The following is a 19,173-nucleotide window of genomic DNA, read 5'->3' on the forward strand; positions in this document are numbered from 1 at the left end:
GCCGTCTCCCTTCCGTCGTCCGTGTGGTCACGCGAGCCGCAGCGGGGCGCCGGCGTGGTGGTCCAGCAGGGCCTGGGCGCTTGCCCCGCGCGAGGGCGGGTGGAAGGCCAACGCGCGGCTGACGGCGAGCAGATGGCCGATGTCGCAGCTGGTCGCGAAGGCCAGGCCACCCAGGAGTTCGGCGGCGCGGTCGGCCGCCGAGACCAGCAGTTCCTGGACCGCGTAACGGGCCGTCAGGACCATCGCCAACTCGTCGTTGCCCACCGGCCCCGCGTCCACCACCCGTGCCGTGTTCTCCGCCAGCGCGATCGCGGCCTCCACCTGCGTCAGCACGGCGGCCCGGTCGGTCGCGGAGCCCTTGCCCGCGTCCAGGGCGCTCTCGGCGAGCCGGGCGACCGCACCCGTGTAGACGCTGGTCACCAGCAGCTCGAACCACACGAAGCCGATCGTCTGCAACGTGTCGAGTCCGGTGCCCAGTTCGACCTGCGGGCGCAGCATGAGCTCCGTCGGCACGTGCACGTCCGTCAGCACGACCTCGTCGCTTTCGGCGCCGGCGAGGAAGGGCGCGCCCCAGAAGGGCCGCCGGGTGATGCCGGGCGAGGCGGTGGGGACCAGGGCGACGCCCAGTTCCGTTTCGCCGTCCGCTCCGGTCAGGGCGACGCTCGCGGTGATCAGGTCCATGGACTGCGAGAGGCTGCACGGCTTCTTGCTGCCGCTGACCAGCCAACCGCCGTCCACAGGACGGGCCTTGACCGCTGAGTCGAGGATCCCGGCACCGGGGCGGCCCTCCGCGAACGCCGACGCCACCAGCAGCCGGTCGCGGGCGATGCCTTCGATCAGCATCCACTCCAGGCCGGAGGCGTCGGCGGAGGCCACCAGGGCGACCAGGCTTGCGACCGAGAAGTTGTGCATCGCCGTCGCCACCCCGAGGGAGGGGGACAGCGCGCCCAGCGCCCGGGAGACGCGGGTCGCCCGCAGCGCTCCCGCGCCCGCGCCGCCGTACTCGGCAGGCACCAGCAGCCCAGGGCCGCCGCTCTTGCGGAACGCGTCAAGTCCCGGACCGCCGGGCGACTCCAGTACTTGGAGCGGTACGTCGGTGAGGGCCGGCGCGAGTCCGGGCAGCAGCGTGTCGAGTGCCTCGCGGGCCGTGTCCATGCCGCGCATCAGAGGGGTACCTCCTTGTCGCCGCCGAGGCGGGCGTCTTCGCTGGAGCGGGCGGCCTCGCTGGGGCGGGTGTCATCGCTGGGGCGGGTCTCGTCGCCGTGACGGCCGTCGTCGCTGAGGCGGCCGTCCGCGCTGGAGCGACTCTCGTCGCCGGTCTGGGCGAACACCGCGTCCGAGGGCCGCACCCCGCGGGCCACGCTCACGCCCTGGAGGTGCGAGGTGCGCAGCAGGGGGTAGTTGGCCTCGCCGCCGGGGCCGCCGGTCAGGCCCGTGCCGCCGTGGGTCGGCAGGACGGGCAGGAAGCCGATGTGCGAGTCGTTGACCTTGAGCAGGCCGCCGTTGCGCACCCGGCGCAGGAACAGCTCCGCGGTCTCCTCGTCGCCGGTCCAGAGCGAGTTGCGCAGCCCGTACTCGTTGCTGTTGACGAACTCCGTTACCAGCGTGAGGAGTTCGTCGTCGGGCAGCTCCTCCGGCACCACGACCGGCAGCAGCGGGAAGAACGTCTCGTGGCGTACGGCGTCCAGCTCCCGGGCGCCCTTAAGGCCGTCCACCCGGATCACCGTGGGTTCCAGGAACAGGCCGCGGACGTCGTCGGGACGGCCGTCCACGTCCAACCGGCGGCCGCCGCACACGAGTTCGGCGCCCGCCTCGACGGCCTGGCGCAGCACGTCGTTGAACCGGTCCGTGCGCAGTACGGGCGACAGGAGTGCGTCCGGCGCCTCGGGCGGTCCTGGCCGGATGGCCGCGGCGCGCGCGGCCAGCTTCGCCAGCAACTCGTCGGCGACGCGCGGGTGTACGACCGCGCAGTTGGGGACCATGCAGATCTGCCCGGAGCCGTAGAAGGCCTCGGCCAGTGCCTCCGCCGCGAGGTCGAGGTCGGCGTCGTGCCACACCACGCAGATGTCGTTGCCGGCCAGTTCGAGGACCGGCTTCTTGCCGCGGGCCGTGCACTCGGCGCCGAAGGCGATGCCCTGTTCGCTGCCGCCGAAGTACATGATGTCGTCGACCAGCGGGCTGGCCAGCCACTGTTCGACCGTGGCACCGGCGTCCGAGCACAGCACCGACAGCGCGGCGGCCGGGGCACCGGCCCGCTCCAGGGCCGGCACCACCAGCTCGCGCAGCGCGTACATCACGCCGAGCGGTGCGCTGCGCGGCGCCCGGACGACCAGGGCGTTGCCTGCCGCGAGGGCCCAGATGCCGAGCAGCGCGTTGGACACGGTCGCGTTCTGCGGCGGGTTGAGGCAGACCACGCCGTCGGCGACCCGGCGCACCCTCAACTCCCGTGCGCCGTCCCGCACTCGGTACTCCAGCTGGCCTGCGAGGAAGTCGCGGGTGGCGGCGCCGGTGGCCGCGAGCATGCCCGCGATCTGCCAGCGGGCCAGGGACCGCGGATGCCCCTCGGCGATCATCAGGTCGACCAGCGCGTCCTGCTTCTCCCGTACGAGGTGGTGGAACTCCTCGACGACGCGCATCCGGGTGGCGGGCGCGGCCCCCGCCCAGGTGTCGACGGCGCGGGCCGCGGCCTGCAGAGCGGCCTCCATGTCGTCGCGGTCGGCGACCGCGCAGCGCCCGATGACGTCGGTGCCGACCTCGTCGGGGCTCAACCGGCCGCGTTCCAGGCCGCGTTTGACGCGGACGGCGCCGAAGAAGTCGCTCAGCATGGCCGAGCTGCGCAGCGTGTACACCCAGCGCCGGCCGGGCTGTTCGACGCCGCCGATGTAGGACCCGAGACTCAGCACGTCGTCAGTCCTTTCCGAGGCGGGAGACCGCGTGGTCGAACGCGGCGGCGAGGGCGGTGATCCGCTCGCCGTCGTCGAACATGGAGAAGTGGTGTCCGGGAACCTTGCGGACCCGCAGCCGCCCGGTGATGTGGTCCTGCCACAGCGACTTGTCGCGTTCGTTGATGTGCAGCGCGTCGAGCAGTTCCTCGGGCTCGGACTCCTCGGCGCGCAGCAGCAGGATGTCGCCGTCGAAGGGGCGGTCCGGGTAGTACGACTTGAGCCAGTCGTGGTTGGCCTGCCACACCGCGAGGAAGCCCTCCTCGCGCAGGACGCCGACGTCGACGCCCGCCAGCAGCGTCGACTGCCGTGCCAGCACCTCGAAGGCGCCCTCGAAGGCCTCGCTGTCCAGCCGTCCGCCGACATAGCTCTCGGGGACGTGCGAGTCCAGCATGATCAGCGGTTCCACCTGCTCGCCCGCCGCTTGGAGTTGGAGTGCCATCTCGAAGGCCACGTTGCCGCCGAAGGAGTAGCCGCCCAGCCGGTAGGGGCCGGCCGGCTGCACGGCGCGGATGCGGTCGAGGTAGAGCGCGGCGAGCTCGCGCAGGGTGCCGGGCAGGGTGTCGGCGGTGGACGGGAACGACAGGGCCGCGAGCGGCAGCGTCGAGCCGGAGTACTCGGCGAGCTTGAAGTACAGCAGGTTGGTGCCGCCGGCGGGGTGGACCATGAACAGTGGCCGTCCCTCGCCCTCGCGCACGGTGACCAGGCCGCTGGGGCGGCTGCCGTGGGTGAGCCGGGCCCGCAGGGCGTCGGCCATCCGGGCCGGGGTGCGCAGCAGACCGAAGTCGTCGAGGTCGAGCACCACGCCGAAGGCGTCTCGGAAGTCGCTGACGATCTCCACGGCGGCCATCGAGTCGCCGCCCAGGTCACGGAAGTCGTCGTCCGGGCCGATGCCTTCGACGCCGAGATGCTGCTCCAGTACGGCGACGACCCGGTCCAGCACCTGCTCGTCGTCGCGTGCGGCGGTCCCCGCGGGGGGTTCGGGGACCGCCGCACGAGCGCCGCGCGCCGGCTCGGTGGCCGGTCGCTCCGGTACGGGCCGGTCGATGTCCGGCTCGATCCAGTGGCGCTCCTCCCGCAGGGGGTGACCCGGCAGGGAGATCTTGTGGGCGGGTGCGAACGGCCATACGGATTGCGGCAGTTCGCCATTGGGTGCGCCCGCGATCAGGGCGTCGAGTCCCGCCGTCACCTCGGCGAGGTCGGTCGCGGTGAAGGTGTGGCTGACGGGGAACCGGGAGCGGCCCGTGAACAGCGTGTAGGCGAGGTCGACGACATCGGTCCGGGGCGCGGCGGCCAGGCGGGCGCGCAGTTCGCGCGCCAACTCCCGTAGCGCTTCCGGGTCCTTGGCCGTCAGCACGATCGGCACCGGGACCTTGGCAACGGGACGTTCCTGCGGCTGCGGGGCGCGGGCCAGGACGCAGTGGGCGTTGGTGCCGCCAATGCCGAAGGAGCTGACCGCGGTGGCGCGCAGGGGTTCCTCGGTGAAGCGGACGGCCTCGCGCGGCACGTCGTAGGGCGTCCGGTCCAGTTGCAGGAACGGGTTCGGCTCGCCGATGTTGATCTGCGGCGGCACCGTCTGGTGGTGCAGGGCGAGGGCCGCCTTGATCAGCCCGGTGACACCGGCCGCCGCGTCCAGGTGGCCGAGGTTGGCCTTGACGCTGCCGATCAGGCAGCCGACCGCCACACCGCCCGCGTCCCGGTGGGCTGCGGCGAGCGAGCTCAGCTCCAGCGGGTCGCCCACGGCGGTGCCGGTGCCGTGCGTCTCGACGTACCCGATGTCCCGTGAGGGGATGCCGGAGGCGGCCAGCGCCTGTCGGATGACCTCCCGCTGTCCCGTCGTACCGGGTGCGGTGAAGCCGATCTTCGCGGCGCCGTCGTTGTTGATCGCGGTGCCGCGGATCACGGCGTACACGCGGTCACCGTCGCGTTCGGCGTCCGCCAGGCGTTTGAGTACGACGACCCCGCAGCCATTGCCCTTGACGGTCCCGGAGGACTCGGCGTCGAAGACCCGGCAGTGTCCGTCGCGGGAGAGGATGCCGCCTTCCTGGTAGGCGTAACCGGCGGTCTGCGGCAGCGTGATGCTGACCCCGCCGGCCAGCGCGGCGTCGATGTCGCCCAAGTCCAAGGCCCGGCAGGCGAGGTGAATGGCCGTCAGGGAGCTGGAGCAGGCGGTCTGCACGGTCATGGCCGGGCCGCGCAGGCCGAGCTTGTAGGCGGCGCGGGTGGCGAGGAAGTCCTTGTCGTTGCCGAGCAGGACGGGGTACGTGAGCGCCGAGTCGGCGTACTCGGCGGAGCGCAGCACGTGGAAGAGGAGATACGTGCTGAGGCTGCTCGCCGCGTACACACCGACGTTGTCCTCGACGTCCGGGGCTATCCCCGCGTCCTCCAACGCCCGCCAGGCGCAGGTGAGGAAGACGCGGTGCTGCGGGTCCATCAGCCGCGCGTCGCGCCGGGTGACGCCGAAGAACTCGGCGTCGAAGAGGTCGGCGTCGGCCAGATCGGCGCCGAAGGGGACGTACGTCGGTGAGCCGGCGACAGCGGCGGGTACGCCGGCCTCGGTCAACTCCCGTGGGGTGAACCGCCGCACGGCCTCCGCTCCGTGCACCAGCTCCTCCCACAGTCCGGCCACGGAGTCGGCGCCGGGAAAGCGCCCGGCCATGCCGACGACGGCTATCGGTCCGGTATGCGGTGCGGTGCGCTCAGTCATGCGTGTTCCCCCGTATGGAATCGATGTGCGCGGCGAGCTTGCGTGTGGTGGTGTGGGTGAAGAGTTCGATCATTTCCAGCTCGTCGACGGCGAGTTGGCTGCTCAGCAAGCGGTGCACCTCGACGACGTGCATCGAGGAGCCGCCCACGTCGAAGAAGTTGTCGTCGGGCCCGAACTCCGCGCCGGGCAGCACCTGTTGCCACACGTCCCGCACGGCGTCGACCGTGGACGCCGGGGCGGCCGACAACTCGGTCGGGCTCTGGTCGGCCCGCGCGGGCCAGGGCAGCGCGGCCTCGTCCACCTTGCCGTTGACGGTCAGCGGCAGCCCGGCCACGCGCACGAGCGCGGACGGGACCATGTACGACGGCAGCAGGGAGCGCAGCGACTCGCGTACGGCGGCGTCCGACGGCACGTCCCGGCCGGACACGAACGCCACGAGGGCCGGATGTCCGGCGTCCCGCTCATCGAGGCGGACGGCACACTCACGCACACCCTTGAGCGACAGCAGCGCCGACTCGATCTCCCCCAACTCGATGCGGAAACCCCGTAGTTGGACCTGCTTGTCCATGCGGCCCAGGTGCACCAGGGTGCCGTCGGGACGGACGAGTCCGAGGTCACCGGAGCGGTAGACGCGCTCACCGGCCCGGACGGGGAACCTCTCGTCGGTCAGTTCCGGCTGCTCGCGGTAGCCGCGGGTGACGCCCGCGCCCGAGACGACCAGCTCTCCCGGAACACCGGGCGGGCAGGGATGACCGTCGACGTCGACGACGCGCACGCCGAGGTCGGGCAGCGGGCGGCCGATGGCCGACACGGTCTCGTAGCGGGCGTCCTCGGCGGTGACCGGGTGATGGGTGACATGGACGGTGGTCTCGGTGATGCCGTACATGTTCACCAGCCGGGTCCGCGAGCCCATCAGCTCGAACCAGGGGCGCAGCGCCGCGTATCGCAGGGCCTCGCCGCCGAACACGACGTAGCGCAGGGCGAGTTCGTCCCGGTCCTGCGGCCGGAGCACCTTGAGCAGCTGGCCGAACGCCGACGGCGTCTGGTTGAGCACGGTGACCCGCTCGCCGAGCAGGAACTCCCGGAACTGGTCGGGGGACTTGGCGGTGGTCTCCGGCACGATCGCGAGCCGGCCGCCGTACAGCAGCGCGCCGAAGATCTCCCACACGGAGAAGTCGAAGGCGTACGAGTGGAACAGGCTCCAGACGTCGCGCGGGCCGAAGCCGAACAGTTCCTCGGTGGAGCGCATGAGGCGCATGACGTTGCGGTGGGTGACCTGGACGCCCTTGGGGCGGCCGGTGGAGCCGGAGGTGAAGATGACGTACGCGTCCGCGTCCGGGTCGTGCAGGACCGGGAGCGCGCTCGTCTCCCCCGGTGCCAGCAGGTCGGCGGCCGGCAGCCGGACCGTTTCGGCGTCGGGCCAGCGGGGCTCGTCCTCGACGACGGGCAGGCCCTCGGGGAAGCTGCGCAGGATCTGGCCGATCCGGGCCGCGGGCGAGGACGGGTCGAGCGGCACGTACGCCTTGCCTGCCTTGAGGACACCGAGGATCACGGCCACCAGGCCGGGGCCGCGGCGCAGGGCGACGCCCACGTGTTTGCCGGGTACCCGCTCGGCGAGCCGGGCCGCGACGGCGTCGGCCCTGCGGTCCAGTTCGGCGTAAGTCAGGCTGTCCGGGCCGAGGTTGACGGCGACCCGGTTGGGGTGACGGCGTGCGATCTGCTCGAACCACACGGACAGGGACGCCTCCACCGGGAACGGCGGCCGGGCCGCGCCCGGGTTGACCAGGTGGTGCAGCCGGGCCTCGGCGTCGATGGACAGCGCCGGGATCGAGGTCACCGGCCGGTGCGGGTCGCGGCCGACGGCGTCGAGGACCGTGCGCATCACGTCCAGCGGGTCGGTCGCCCACTGTTCGTGGGAGCACTCGACGTTGACGGTGAAGGACGTACCGAAGTCCTCGACGTTCATCGACAGCGGGTACTTCACCAGGCCGCGGGGCAGGTCGAGGGAGTCCACCGCGCAGCCGTCCAGGCGGATGTCCAGCGGCTGCTTGTAGTAGGTGAAGGTGGTGTCGGTGCTCAGCGGCCCGCCGGTCACCCCGGGGCACACCTCGCGGGCGGCGGCGGCCAGGTCGAAGTCCTGGTGGCGCAGCATGCCGGTGCTATGGGACTGCACCGCTCGGCACAGGTCCGCGAAGGTCTCGTATTCGCTCAGGTCGACGGCCAGGGGCAGGGTGTTGACGAAGTAGCCGAACGCCTTGCGCTGGCGCAGGCCCCGGCGGTTGGCCAGCGGAAGGCCCGTCACCGACTGCCGGTTGCCCGTGCAGCGGCTGTAGGCGACGAGATACGCGGCGAGGAAGAAGGAGAACGGCGTGCAGCCCAACTCCTTCGCCAGCAGCCGGAGTTGATCGCTGGTCTCCGCGTCGAGCTCCAGTCGCCGCTCCTCACCGAGCAGTCCGCCGTCGGGGGCCCGCCGGCCCAGCAGCCGGTCGTCGGTCAGGGAGGTGAGGTGGCCGAGCTGTGCGGCGAAGTGCTCGATCGCCGCCGGGCGCGGGGCAGTTGCCGTGACCAGCTCGGAGGGGTCGTCGGCGGCCGACGCGGGCAGCGGCGCGTCCGGGTCGGCGTAGAGCCGCTCCAGTTCCTCCACGAAGTTGAAGTACGCGTAGCCGTCGAGAACGATGTGCGAGAACAGCATCGCCGCGTAGACCGCGTGGTCGTCCTCGTAGAGCGTGAAGTGGTACTGCTCCGGCGCGTCCGGCGGCAGCGGGGTGTCCGCGAGGTGGGCGAGCCGGCGCGCGACCTCCTCGCGGGCGTCGCCCGCCAGTCGCACCAGCGGGATGTCCGTCGGCGACGGGTAGCGGGGCGGCCGGTCCAGCGCGAGGACCCGGCCCTCGCGTTGGACGAAGACGGTGTTGAGGGCGCGGATGCCGCCGCTGAGGCGGGCGAGCGCCGTGCGCAGCCGGTCGATGTCGACGTCGCCGGTGATGCGGTAGGCGCCGGCCAGGTTGAAGGCGGCGTTGTTGGTGAAGAGCTGGGTGTGGGTGTGGAGCTTCAGCTGCGCCGGGGTGGCCGGGCGGGCCGACTGGCTCTCAGTCATGCGGGGTATTCCTCTTCAGGCTGTCGAGGCTCAGCTGCGGGTGCCGGTGCGGAGGGGCGACGAACGGATTCCGGGTGCGGTGGTGGCCGCTCGCGGGACAGGACGGCTCACGCCGCGGCCGGTACGGCGAGGACGCGGTCGCGGACGGCGGCGAACCCGGCGAGGGCGCGGCCGAGGTGCTCCTCGGTCTGCACCGCCGTGTAGCTGGTGCGCAGCCGGGGCGAAGCGGCGGGCGGCAGCACGGCGTTGACGTACACCCCTTCTTCGATGAGCAGGTTCCAGGCGTTGAGGGTGTTCAACTCGTCGCCCGTCTCGACCGGTACGACGGGGGTGGTGCCGGCGCCCACCTCGTAGCCGAGCGCGCTGAGTTCGCGGCGCATGTAGGCGGCGTTGTCGGCGACCGTGGTGCAGCGCCAGGGCTCCTCGCGCAGGATGCGCAACGACTGCAGCGCGGCTGCCGTGTTGGCGGGGCTGGCGCTGGCCGAGAACATCAGGGCGCGGGCGTGGTGGCGCAGGTAGTCGATGACGTCCGCGTCGCCGAGCACCGCTCCGCCGATGGAACCGAACGCCTTGGAGAAGGTGAGCGTGATGAGCGGCACTTCGTCGGTGAGCCCGAAGTGCGCGCTGGTGCCGCGGCCCTTGTCGAGGACGCCGCCGCCGTGTGCGTCGTCGACCAGCAGGGTCGCCCCGAACTCCCGGCAGACCTCGACCAGTCGGGGCAGCGGGCAGAGGTCGCCCTCCATGCTGTAGACGCCGTCGACGACGACCATGACGCCGCCGCGGCGGGGCAGCCGGGCCAGTTTGTCGGCGAGGTCGTCGACGTCGTTGTGCGCGAACCAGCCGATCTTCGCGCGGCTCAGCCGGGCGCCGTCGATGAGGGACGCGTGTGCCTCCTTGTCGACGAGTATCAGGTCGCCGGGGCCGCACAGGCCGGATATCGCGCCGAGGTTCGCCTGGTAGCCGGTGGTCAGGACGAGGGCGGCCTCCTTGCCGAAGAACTCGGCCAGCTCGCGCTCCAGTTCGTCGTGCAGGTCGAGGTTGCCGTTGAGGAAACGGGATCCGGTGCAGCCGGCGCCGTAGCGGGCGGAGGCCTCGGCGGCCGCGGCGACCACCCGGGGGTCGGTGCTCAGCCCCAGGTAGTCGTTGGAGCCGCACATGACGACCTCGCGGCCGTCGGCCATGCGGGCGGTGCCGGCGTCGCGGCCGTCGAAGTTGAGGAAGTACGGGTACAGGCCCGCGTTCCTGGCGTCCCGTGCCCTGGTGTAGGACGCGCACCGCTCAAGCAGAAGACTCACTGGATTGCCCTTTCTGAGAACCGTAAGAAGGCATGGCTGAACTCGGACGCGGAATTCTTGTTGCCATCTCGCGCACGACCATGTCGAGAATGCTGGAAAGCGAGGTCGGTTCCGGGCACGGCACCGTTGCCGGCCACTCGGAATGGCGCGAGATAAGTGAGGTGGGACGTTCCGCGTGGATGTCGCGGAACTCCTTCATCGACCGGCTCTGTCCCAGCTGTTCCAGAGCAGCTGAATGACCGAGGCAATGTCGCAGACAACAGTCCCGACAGCGCTCGCGATCTTGTTCACGTGTCCCCCTGGCATGGCCATAGGGCATGGCGCAGCGGTCGACTTCGTCGACGCCCGCAGCGACATCCCCCGTGAATGTGCTGGTGGGTCGGTATGCGAGTACCTCCGGCGATGACCCTCCGGAAGCACTCAGAACGATCCGACTCGTTCCAAGCTAGAGTCACCGTCGTGACTGCGTCAAGTGACATTCGGTTTAACAGTTTCGCGATCAACTAAACCGGAAAAGGGAGTCCTTGACTCCGCTTATGGTTTCGAACGGTCGTTGGACAAGCCGTCGCGAAGACGGTTATTGTCCGGACGCTCCACGCCCGCACAATGCGACCGAATCCGAATCGGGGGAAAATCTGTGGGACGCCAGTGGGAGATTCAGGAAAGCGCCCTGGTGAATTCCGGGAGAGAAGATCTTTACGCCGCGATCTCCCGGGTCCGGAACATCGGGAGCTGGAGCCCGGAGTGCTTCGCGGTGTGGCACCGCGGACCGGTCGCGGGCCCGGGGGCGAGGTTCGTCGGCTTCAACCGCAGAGGCCTGTTCGTCTGGTTCACCACCTGCCGGGTCGTGGTCGCCGACGCACCGGCCGAGTTCGCGTTCAAGGTCACCACGTTCGGGCTGCCCGTCGCGCTGTGGGGCTACCGGCTGGAGCCGGAGGGAGCCGGTACCCGGGTCACCGAGTACTGGCGCGACCTGCGCACCGGCCCCGGCGCACGGCTCACCGAGCTGCTCGGCCGGGTGTTCACGGGCACCCGCCCGACCGACCGCGCCGAGGTCAACCGCGCCGGCATGCGCAGCACCCTCCAGCGCATCAAGACCGCCGTCGAGGCCTGACCGGCCGCACGAGCCGAGGCCCGACCCGCGAGAAGAAAGGCACTCCGGACATGGAGTCCACGACGGACATACATTCCTTCGCTCCCCTGCAACAGCGCATCCGCGCGGCCGGCCTGCTCCAGCGGTGCACCGGCTACTACGCCGTGAAGTTCACCGTGAACACGGCGCTGCTCGCCGGTTCCTGGGCCGTCTTCGCCCTGCTGGGCGACTCGTGGTGGCAGCTCGCCACGGCCGTGCTGCTCGCCTTCGCCTACGGTCAGACCGGCTTGCTCGGCCACGACGTGGGCCACCAGCAGGTCACCCGCAGCCGCCGGGCCATGGAGGTCCTGGGCCTGCTGCACGGAAACCTGGCCCTGGGCTTCAGCTACGGCTGGTGGATGAGCCACCACACCAAGCACCACAACCATCCCAACCACCTGGACCTCGACCCCGACATCCTGCGCCGGGTGGTCGCCTTCTCCCCGCGCCAGGCCGACGGGGTCTCACGGCTGCGCACGTTTGTGATCGACCGTCAGGCGGCTCTGTTCTTCCCGCTGTTGGGCCTTGAGGCCGTCGGTCTGCGGGTCGGCTCGGCGATCGCGATCAGGCGCGGGGTGCCGCGTCGCCCGCGTCTGGAGCTGGCGCTGCTGGCCGTGCACGCCGTCGTCTACCTCGCCGTGGTGTTCCTCACGCTCTCGCCGCTCACCGCCGTGGCCTTCGTCGCCGTGCACCAGGGCCTGTTCGGGTTCTACCTGGGCTGCGTCTTCGCCCCGAACCACAAGGGCATGCCGGTGCACGACGGCGAGGAGCCCGACTGGCTCAGCCGCCAGGTCCTCACCTCGCGCAACATCCGCAGCTCACGGCTGCACGACTTCCTGTACGGCGGCCTCAACTACCAGATCGAGCACCACCTGTTCCCCGGCATGCCCCGCCCGCACCTGCGTCGCTGCCGGCCACTGGTCATGGCGTACTGCGCCGAACTCGGCCTGCCCTACTACGAGGTGGGCGCCTTCCGCTCGTACCGCGAGGTGCTGGCACATCTCGCCGGCGTCACCCGCGAGGTCGAGCGGCGCCGTCGCCCATCGCCCGCACCCCGTCCAGCAGCACCCGGACCAGCTGGGCGCTGAAGTCCTCGGCGACGGGCTTGCGGCGGACCAGGATGCGGATCCACAGCGCGCCGGTGAGCGCGTCCACCAGGAGCGCCGGGTCGAAGTCGGCTGGCAGTTCCCCGCGTTGCACGGCGCGCGTGAAGAGCGGCTGGTGCCGGCCGAGCCGGTCCTCCAGGAACGACGTCGCCAGCTCGCGCATCGCCGGATGCCGTACCGCCCCCACCAGAGCGGCCTCCACCACGGCCCGCCGGTGCTCGTCGGCGAGGAGATCCCGTACCCGCGCGGCGAGTGCGGTCAGGTCGCCGGTGAGGCTTCCGGTGTCGGGCAGTTCGAAGGCGAGGGTGCCGGAGTGCAGCAGCGCGTCGCGGAGCAGCTCCGACTTGGACGGCCACCAGCGGTAGATGGTCGTCTTGTTGACGCCGGAGCGCTGGGCGACGCCCTCGATGGTCAACAGGTCGTAACCCTGGGCTGCGAGCAGGTCGAGACAGGCGGTGAAGATCTCGTCGCGACGCCGGGGGCCGCTCTGCGTGTGCGCGGTACGGGTGGCGTCCGTGCGCGTCCGTGCCGTCCCTGCCGGCTTCTCCTCCGCCTGCTTCTCCTTCGCCGTCATCTCTGTCCTCGCATCCCGTCTCGTCGCACCGTGACGCCGGCTCGCGGGCGAACCGAACGCAACGTTGTGTTGCGTTGGATCATAGCCACCTTCTAATATTGCAACGCACCGTTGCGTTGCGTTCTCGGGTCCACTGTGAACAGGGGGAATCGCATGAACCCGACCACCCGACTCGTCTGTCTGCCCTACGCGGGCGGCTCGGCCGACGCTTACCGACCCTGGTCGGCCTGGATGCCCGACGGCTGCGAGCTGCTCGCGCCGGACCTGCCCGGACACGGCCGCCGACTGCCCGAGACACCGCTGGAGACCCCGGCCGCCATCGTCGCGGACCTGCTGCCCCGGCTCGGCGACCCGGCGCTCCCGCTCGTCCTGTTCGGGCACAGCATGGGCGCCCTCCTTGCGTACGAGCTGTGCCAAGCCTTGTGTGCCCATGGCACCCCGCCCCGCGCGGTCGTCCTCTCCGCCCTCGGCCCACCCGAAGTCCTGCGCGCGGACCGGGAGTTGGCGGACGACTCGGACGCGCTCCTCGCCCATGTGGCGCGGCTCGGTGCCACCCCGCCCGAGGTCCTCTCCAGCGACGCGATGCGCGCCCTGGTGCTGCGCCCCCTCCAGGCGGACTTCCGTCTGCTCGCGGCGGCTCCTCAGACGCCCGCGAGGACGGTCTCCGTGCCCCTGTACGCGCTCGCCGGCGACCGGGACCCGGTGCATCCGCCGCGCGAAGTCGCCCAGTGGGAACGGCACGCGGCGCACTGGCAGGGCCTGCGCGTCCTGCCCGGCGACCACTTCTTCCCCTGGCAGAGCGACGAAGTGCCTCGGCTCCTCGCCGACCTCGCCCACCCGGCCAAGTGCCTTGCAGCACCCAGCTCTTGAACACCGACGACAAGACCGCCGACACCAACACCGCTGACGACGACAACGCCGACACCACTGACGACAACGCCCAGGAAGCGAAGGAGAGGTGGTACCCGATGCGGGCCACAACCGTGTGGAAACAGCCGCGTGCCTGGATCGTGGTCCTGCTGGGCTCCCTGCTCGCCGCCCTGGCCACCGTCAGCTATCTGGGCCCCGCCGCGGACCCCGAAGGACATCTGCACGACCTGCCTCTGGTCCTCGTCAGCGAGGACGCGGGCGCCACCGGTCCCGCGGGCGCGGTGAACCTCGGCCGCCAGGTGACGCAGAAGGTCAGCGCCGCCGACGCCCGGGACGACCGGGTCGAGTGGACCGTCGTCCCCACCCGTGCCGCGGCCGAGAAGGCCCTGGCGCGCGAGGACGCCTACGCCGCGTTGGTGGTGCCCGGCGACTTCAGCCGCCGGTCCCTCTCCCTGCTCGGCGCCGGGCAGGACGTCCACCGCCCGGTCCTGGAGGTGCTCAGCCACCGGGGCGTCGGCCCCATGGCCGCGTCCATGGCGGACAAGGCGGTACGGCAGGCCGCGGCGACCGTGTCCCAGCAGGTGGGCACCCAACTGAGCACCCAGGCAACGAAGTCCGCTGCGAAGAGCTCCCAGGCGACGAAGCCCACCACGAAGCACGCCGAGGCAGCGAAGCCCGCTACGGACAGCGCCCAGACGGCACAGCCGCCCACCGCACAGACCGCCCCAACCGCCCCCGGCTTCCTCGCCCTGCTCCGCGACCCCGTCGAGGTGAAGGCCACCGTCCAGCAGACCGCGGGCGGCTCCGCCGGATCCACGTCGGGCACGATCCCCCTCTACTTCACCGTGGCCCTGCTCATCTCGGGCCTGCTGCCCGCCACCCTGCTGACGATGCTGGTGGACGCCCGGCTCGGCTACCTGCCGCTGGAGATCGGACCACGCCGGCTGCTGCGCCCCGTCGTCCGCATCTCGCGCTCCGCGACCTTCCTCGCCAAGGCGCTGCTCGGCACCGTGATGGGCTTCGCCGCGGGGGCTGTCGTCGCCGCCGTGGGCTTGTACAGCACCGGCATCGACACCTCGGCGCAAGCCGAGTTGGTCCCCTTCTGCGGCGCGGCCTGTGCCGCGACGGCCCTGGTCACCCTCGCCCTGTTCGCCGTCTTCGGCATGCCGGGCCAGGTCCTGGCCCTGCTCCTGGTCACGCTGGTGGGCATCCCGCTGTCCGGCGGCGCCATCCCCGTGGAGGCGCTGCCCGGTGCCCTGGACACGCTGGGCGGACTGCTCCCGGCCCGTCATGTCGCCGACGGAGTGCGCTCGTTGATGTTCTTCGACGACGACGGCGTCCGGTCCTCCCACGCCTGGGCCGCGCTGGCCGCGTACGCGGCGGGAGCGGTCGTCGTCGGCCTGAGTCTCAGCCACTGGTACGACCGCCGCGGCTACCACCGGGCCAGGGCCCACGAGTTCCAGCCGACCGCCCATCCCGAACCGGCCCTGTCGTGACGCCGCCGCCCGCCCCTCGAAGGTGAAGACCATCCCATGGCCACGTTCCTGACGATCTCGGGCAGCCCCACCCCGGGCTCCGCCACCGATCACGTCCTGACCCATCACGTCACGCCCCGACTCGCCGCCTCGGGCCACCGGACCGAACACCTCGTCCTCAGGGAACTGCCCGCCGCGGCCCTGCTCTTGGGACACCTGCACCACCCCCGTCTGACACAGGCGGCCCAACTCCTCGCCACAGCAGACGGGATCGTCGTGGGGACTCCGGTCTACAAGGCCGCGTACTCGGGACTGCTCAAGACGTTCCTGGACGTCATGCCCCGAACGGGCCTCGCCGGACGGCCCGTTCTGCAACTCGTGGTGGGCCACTCCCCCGCCGACGGCCGGCTGACCCACGAGGCGCTGCACACCGTCCTGACCTCCATGGGGGCGAGCACCCCGACAGAGCGCTGCTTCGTCCCCAGCCGCGCGGCGCGGGCGCTGCGCAATCCGCCGCACGAAGCAACCGCGCACGAAGCAACCGCATACGAAGCAACCGCATACGAAGCAACCGCATACGAACTCGACGCAGCCGTCGACCGGTTGTGCGCCCCGGCCGCGAACCGACCCGAGACGAGGGCGGCATGACTCCCGGGACCGAGACCGGCCGCACCGTCCGCCCCGGTCTGCGGGTCTACGGCGAAGACTCCGCGCCGCCGATCGTGCTCGTGCACGGAGTCCGTGTCTCGGCGGCCATGTGGACGCCCCATGCCCGCCGCCTCGCGCCCGACTTCCGCGTGAGCGCCGTCGATCTGCCGGGGCACGGAGCGCTCAGGGACCGTACGTTCACGCTGGCCGACGCGGCGGCGGAACTGGACGACGCGGTGCGCGAGGCGACGGAGTCGACGGGCCGCAGACCTCTGGTCGTCGGCATGTCCCTCGGCGGGTTCACGACGATGGCCCACGCGGCACGGTTCCCGGACCACGCCGCCGCCCTGGTCCTGTGCGGCGCCACCGCCCAGCCCCGCGGCCTCAAGGGCCTCGCCTACGCGACCGCCGCCCGGGTGACCGACTTCATGGGCCCGGAGCGCGCCGCCGCCCGCGACGAGCGGCTCTTCCGCCGCCACACCACCCCGGAGTGCGCGGACGCCGTCCTCGCCGGAGGCCTGGCCATGCGCGCCTTCGGAGAAGCGGTCGCGGAACTGCGGCGGGTCGACTTCCTCGCCCTCGCCCGTCACCTGAACCGTCCCACCCTCGTCGTCAACGGCCGCTCCGACCTCGTCTTCCGCGCCGACGAGCACGCCTTCGTGAAGGCCCTGCGCCGCGAGGGCGCGCCGGTACGATGCACCCACGTCCGCGGCAGTCACCTCTTCCCCATGCAGGACCCGGACGCGTTCGTGGCCCTGATCTCCACAGCCCACCGATATTTGACGGAGCGTCAATGAACGGCGCGCCCGCGGGAAGCGCGGGGCGGCGGACAGGAGTACGGCGATGAGAGCGACGAGAGCCACCGGCCACGTGATAGTGACCGGCGGATCCAGCGGCATAGGGCTGGCCACCGCCCGACTGCTCGCGGAGCGCGGCGCGAAGGTGTCGCTGATCGCACGGGGCGAGGAGCGACTGGCCGCGGCGGCAAAGGAGTTGGCGGCCGCCGCCCGCACGGCCGACGTGGCAGACCGGACGGCCGTGACACGGGCTGTCGCCGAGTTGGAGGAGGAGCAGGGAGAGCCCTGCGACGTCCTGATCAGCTCGGCCGGACTCGCTCGTCCGGGACGCTTCCTCGAACTCTCCGACGACGTGTTCCGGCAGATGATCGACGTCGACTACTTCGGCACGTTGCACGCCCTGCGGGCCGTGGTCCCCGGGATGGTCGAGCGCGGGCGGGGCAGCGTGGTCGCGGTGTCCTCGGCCGCCGGACTCCTCGGCATCTACGGCTACAGCGCCTACGGGCCCGCCAAGTTCGCGGTCCGCGGCCTGATGGAATCGCTCCGCGCCGAACTCACACCGCACGGCATCCACGTCGGGGTCGTCTTCCCACCGGACGTCGACACCCCCCAACTCACCGAGGAGAACCGCTGGAAGCCCGCGGAGACCCGGGCGGTCGGCGGCACGATCAAGCCGATCCCGGCGGAGCAGGTCGCGCGGGCGATCGTGCAGGGCATCGACCGACGCCGCTTCCTGATCTGCCCGGACCTGGGCACGCGTGCGCTGTCGAGGTTCGGCAGCGTGCTGTCGCCCCTGCTCAACCGGGAGTTCGACCGAAGGGTGCGAGCGGTCAGGAAGGCGGAGCCGAACTCCTAGCCGTGCGCAGCGGGTTGGGCAGCGGCAGATAACGCGCGTCGGCGCCGTCCGCGCCCGTCCAGCGGAGCAACAGGTTGGTCTTTCCGGGCAGTTCGGGAGCCGTGAGCAGGGCGGCGGCCTCGGGCAGGTCGTGCCGGGCGAACTCACGCCGCACGGCGGGCCACGGGTCGAAGCCGGGACGCGGTTCCGCCAGCGCACCGGCGACCTCGATGAGGTTGTTGACGACGAGGCAGTAGACGAGCCGCTCCCAGCCGGCCTCCCGAGACACGTCCGACAGCAGCTTCACGCCCTCCGCGTCCCGGAAGAGCGCCTGCACGGGGATGCCGTCGGCGTCCACCGCGACCAGTGTGTTCTGCAGATGCGCCTCCAGTACGACGCCGTACTCGGCGAAGGCCGTCAGGCACGGCGGGACCACCGCCCGCAGGTACGCCTCCCACCAGGCCTCCGGATCCGACAGGACGGCCATCGGACTGCCCTCGAAGCCCTCCACCAGGCCCGCCGCGAGCAGCGGTGTCGTCCCGGGTGCCAGATGGCCGTGCAGACCGTCACGCGCCAGGACGGCGAGTTCCTCGAAGGCGAAGTCGGCGGTGCGGTAGCCACGGTCGCTCAGCCAGGCCGCGGGCGTGTCCGCCGCGGCGAACGACGAAGTCACCGCAGCACCCTCGCCCATCGCTGCGGACGCCGAAGCCCCCGCAGCGCCCTCGTCCACCGATACGAACGCCGAAGTCACCCCAGCACCCTTGCCCATCGCGGCGAACGCCGAAGCCACCGCCGTGTCCGTGCGGCGCAGTTTCAGCAGGTCGTGGCGCCACAGCCGGCGGATGTCGTTGGTGATGCGCACATCGAGGCTGAACTTCAGGAACAGGTCGCGCTCGGGGGCGTACACCGTGCGGATCGCGGCCGTCGGCCAGGTGTCGAAGTCGGTCGGGCCGAGACGGACCAGCCGGCCGTCCGCGAAGGCCGGGGCGAGGTCGGCGCCGAGCAGGTCGAGCTGCCAGGGGTGGGCGGGCAGCAAGCGGTAGCCGGGCGGGGCCTCGCCGAGGGTGTCGAGCGCCGAGGTGTCACCCTCCTCGACGACCGCGTCCGCGCGCACCCCGAGCAGCGTCAGCGGGAAGTCGGCGTACGCCTCGGGTGCGTACGGCAGCCAGCCGGCCACCGGGCCGCCGCCGCGCGCCTTGGGGGCCGGATGGTAGGGGTGGCCGGTGATCAGGGACTGCTCGGAGCGCCGGTACGGGTCCTCGGGCGCCGTCGCCCCCGCGCGGGCGGTGAGCAGCGCGGCGACCGCGTCCCGGCTGTCGGTCATCTCGGCGGGCAGCTCGTGGTTGGACAGGCCAGTGGTGCGGCGCAGCTCCTCCGCGACGAGTTTGACCAGCTCGGTGTGGCCGACGCGGTGCCAGCGGCCGGCCGCGTACACCTCGGGCTCGGCCGGTCGTCGCTCGCCACGCACGCGTAGGAGACGATTCACGCCGGGCAGGCGGTACTCGTGCCGCCCGCCGCGCTCGGTGAGCGGCTCGGCCACCTCGCGCAACAGGCAGTTCAGGAGCGGTGCGGCGGCGTACGCGTCGGCGCGGGCCGGGACATCGGCGCCGGTCGCGGCGTCGTCACCGGAAGGCGGGGGGATGAGAACCACGCGATCCACTCGATCCATTCGTGCCCAGAGGTCCGTACAGGCGAAGA

14 protein-coding genes are annotated in these 19,173 nt (G+C 71.7%); 7 read left to right on the top strand and 7 right to left on the bottom strand.

Annotated elements, in window-relative coordinates; all coding sequences use genetic code 11:
* Positions 1 to 27: 27 nt before the first annotated feature.
* The 5 genes from ACWDR3_RS21210 to ACWDR3_RS21230 all read right to left on the bottom strand — a co-directional run bounded on the left by ACWDR3_RS21210 (position 28) and on the right by ACWDR3_RS21230 (position 10,038).
* Positions 28 to 1,164, bottom strand: coding sequence for an acyl-CoA dehydrogenase family protein (locus ACWDR3_RS21210; protein WP_450354057.1), 1,137 nt, complete (start codon positions 1,162 to 1,164; stop codon positions 28 to 30).
* On the bottom strand, positions 1,164 to 2,903 hold the full coding sequence (locus ACWDR3_RS21215; RefSeq protein WP_450354058.1) for an aldehyde dehydrogenase family protein: 1,740 nt from the start codon (positions 2,901 to 2,903) through the stop codon (positions 1,164 to 1,166). The genes ACWDR3_RS21210 and ACWDR3_RS21215 overlap by 1 nt, the downstream gene beginning before the upstream one ends.
* Before the next feature lie 4 nt (positions 2,904 to 2,907).
* Positions 2,908 to 5,649, bottom strand: a complete 2,742-nt coding sequence (locus ACWDR3_RS21220) for a beta-ketoacyl synthase N-terminal-like domain-containing protein (RefSeq protein WP_450354059.1) — start codon at positions 5,647 to 5,649, stop codon at positions 2,908 to 2,910.
* Positions 5,642 to 8,743: a non-ribosomal peptide synthetase gene (locus ACWDR3_RS21225; protein WP_450354060.1), complete on the bottom strand. Its 3,102-nt coding sequence runs from the start codon at positions 8,741 to 8,743 to the stop codon at positions 5,642 to 5,644. The genes ACWDR3_RS21220 and ACWDR3_RS21225 overlap by 8 nt, the downstream gene beginning before the upstream one ends.
* A 107-nt stretch (positions 8,744 to 8,850) precedes the next feature.
* On the bottom strand, positions 8,851 to 10,038 hold the full coding sequence (locus ACWDR3_RS21230) for an aminotransferase class I/II-fold pyridoxal phosphate-dependent enzyme (protein WP_450354061.1): 1,188 nt from the start codon (positions 10,036 to 10,038) through the stop codon (positions 8,851 to 8,853).
* Between the two features lie 673 nt (positions 10,039 to 10,711).
* Between ACWDR3_RS21230 and ACWDR3_RS21235 the strand changes: the two genes are divergently transcribed.
* Together ACWDR3_RS21235 and ACWDR3_RS21240 are read left to right on the top strand one after the other, a co-directional pair.
* Positions 10,712 to 11,152, top strand: coding sequence for an SRPBCC family protein (locus ACWDR3_RS21235; RefSeq protein ID WP_450354062.1), 441 nt, complete (start codon positions 10,712 to 10,714; stop codon positions 11,150 to 11,152).
* Positions 11,153 to 11,202: 50 nt separating this feature from the next.
* Positions 11,203 to 12,258 (top strand): fatty acid desaturase family protein, encoded by a 1,056-nt coding sequence (locus ACWDR3_RS21240; RefSeq protein WP_450354063.1) that lies wholly within the window; start codon positions 11,203 to 11,205, stop codon positions 12,256 to 12,258.
* On the opposite strand, the gene ACWDR3_RS21245 is transcribed toward ACWDR3_RS21240, so the two are convergent.
* Positions 12,182 to 12,850, bottom strand: a complete 669-nt coding sequence (locus ACWDR3_RS21245; RefSeq protein WP_450354064.1) for a TetR/AcrR family transcriptional regulator — start codon at positions 12,848 to 12,850, stop codon at positions 12,182 to 12,184. The genes ACWDR3_RS21240 and ACWDR3_RS21245 overlap by 77 nt on opposite strands.
* A gap of 153 nt (positions 12,851 to 13,003) precedes the next feature.
* Between ACWDR3_RS21245 and ACWDR3_RS21250 the strand changes: the two genes are divergently transcribed.
* Genes ACWDR3_RS21250 through ACWDR3_RS21270 form a run of 5 tightly spaced genes read left to right on the top strand, consistent with a single transcriptional unit; the run spans position 13,004 to position 17,496 of the window.
* Positions 13,004 to 13,720 carry a thioesterase II family protein gene (locus ACWDR3_RS21250; RefSeq protein ID WP_450354065.1) on the top strand — a complete coding sequence of 239 codons (717 nt, stop codon included), beginning with the start codon at positions 13,004 to 13,006 and terminating at the stop codon, positions 13,718 to 13,720.
* Positions 13,717 to 15,216 carry an ABC transporter permease gene (locus tag ACWDR3_RS21255; protein WP_450354066.1) on the top strand — a complete coding sequence of 500 codons (1,500 nt, stop codon included), beginning with the start codon at positions 13,717 to 13,719 and terminating at the stop codon, positions 15,214 to 15,216. Before ACWDR3_RS21250 ends, ACWDR3_RS21255 begins: the two co-directional genes overlap by 4 nt.
* 36 nt (positions 15,217 to 15,252) lie before the next feature.
* Positions 15,253 to 15,843 (top strand): NAD(P)H-dependent oxidoreductase, encoded by a 591-nt coding sequence (locus tag ACWDR3_RS21260; protein ID WP_450354067.1) that lies wholly within the window; start codon positions 15,253 to 15,255, stop codon positions 15,841 to 15,843.
* Positions 15,840 to 16,640 (top strand): alpha/beta fold hydrolase, encoded by an 801-nt coding sequence (locus ACWDR3_RS21265; RefSeq protein WP_450354068.1) that lies wholly within the window; start codon positions 15,840 to 15,842, stop codon positions 16,638 to 16,640. Before ACWDR3_RS21260 ends, ACWDR3_RS21265 begins: the two co-directional genes overlap by 4 nt.
* Before the next feature lie 46 nt (positions 16,641 to 16,686).
* Complete coding sequence (locus tag ACWDR3_RS21270) at positions 16,687 to 17,496, top strand: SDR family oxidoreductase (protein ID WP_450354069.1); 810 nt, start codon at positions 16,687 to 16,689, stop codon at positions 17,494 to 17,496.
* Here the strand turns inward: ACWDR3_RS21270 and ACWDR3_RS21275 are convergent.
* A complete protein-coding gene (locus ACWDR3_RS21275) occupies positions 17,471 to 19,144 on the bottom strand; it encodes an IucA/IucC family protein (RefSeq protein WP_450354070.1) in 1,674 nt (557 codons plus the stop codon). The genes ACWDR3_RS21270 and ACWDR3_RS21275 overlap by 26 nt on opposite strands.
* Positions 19,145 to 19,173: the final 29 nt, after the last annotated feature.

Source organism: Streptomyces sp. NPDC001002, from assembly GCF_053599215.1.

Coding starts and splice junctions, on each gene's coding strand:
- ACWDR3_RS21260 (WP_450354067.1), top strand. CDS start 15,253: ATGGCCACGTTCCTGACGATCTCGGGCAGCCCCACCCCGGGCTCCGCC.
- ACWDR3_RS21265 (WP_450354068.1), top strand. CDS start 15,840: ATGACTCCCGGGACCGAGACCGGCCGCACCGTCCGCCCCGGTCTGCGG.
- ACWDR3_RS21275 (WP_450354070.1), bottom strand. CDS start 19,144: ATGGATCGAGTGGATCGCGTGGTTCTCATCCCCCCGCCTTCCGGTGAC.
- ACWDR3_RS21240 (WP_450354063.1), top strand. CDS start 11,203: ATGGAGTCCACGACGGACATACATTCCTTCGCTCCCCTGCAACAGCGC.
- ACWDR3_RS21220 (WP_450354059.1), bottom strand. CDS start 5,649: ATGACTGAGCGCACCGCACCGCATACCGGACCGATAGCCGTCGTCGGC.
- ACWDR3_RS21270 (WP_450354069.1), top strand. CDS start 16,687: ATGAGAGCGACGAGAGCCACCGGCCACGTGATAGTGACCGGCGGATCC.
- ACWDR3_RS21225 (WP_450354060.1), bottom strand. CDS start 8,743: ATGACTGAGAGCCAGTCGGCCCGCCCGGCCACCCCGGCGCAGCTGAAG.
- ACWDR3_RS21245 (WP_450354064.1), bottom strand. CDS start 12,850: ATGACGGCGAAGGAGAAGCAGGCGGAGGAGAAGCCGGCAGGGACGGCA.
- ACWDR3_RS21250 (WP_450354065.1), top strand. CDS start 13,004: ATGAACCCGACCACCCGACTCGTCTGTCTGCCCTACGCGGGCGGCTCG.
- ACWDR3_RS21210 (WP_450354057.1), bottom strand. CDS start 1,164: ATGCGCGGCATGGACACGGCCCGCGAGGCACTCGACACGCTGCTGCCC.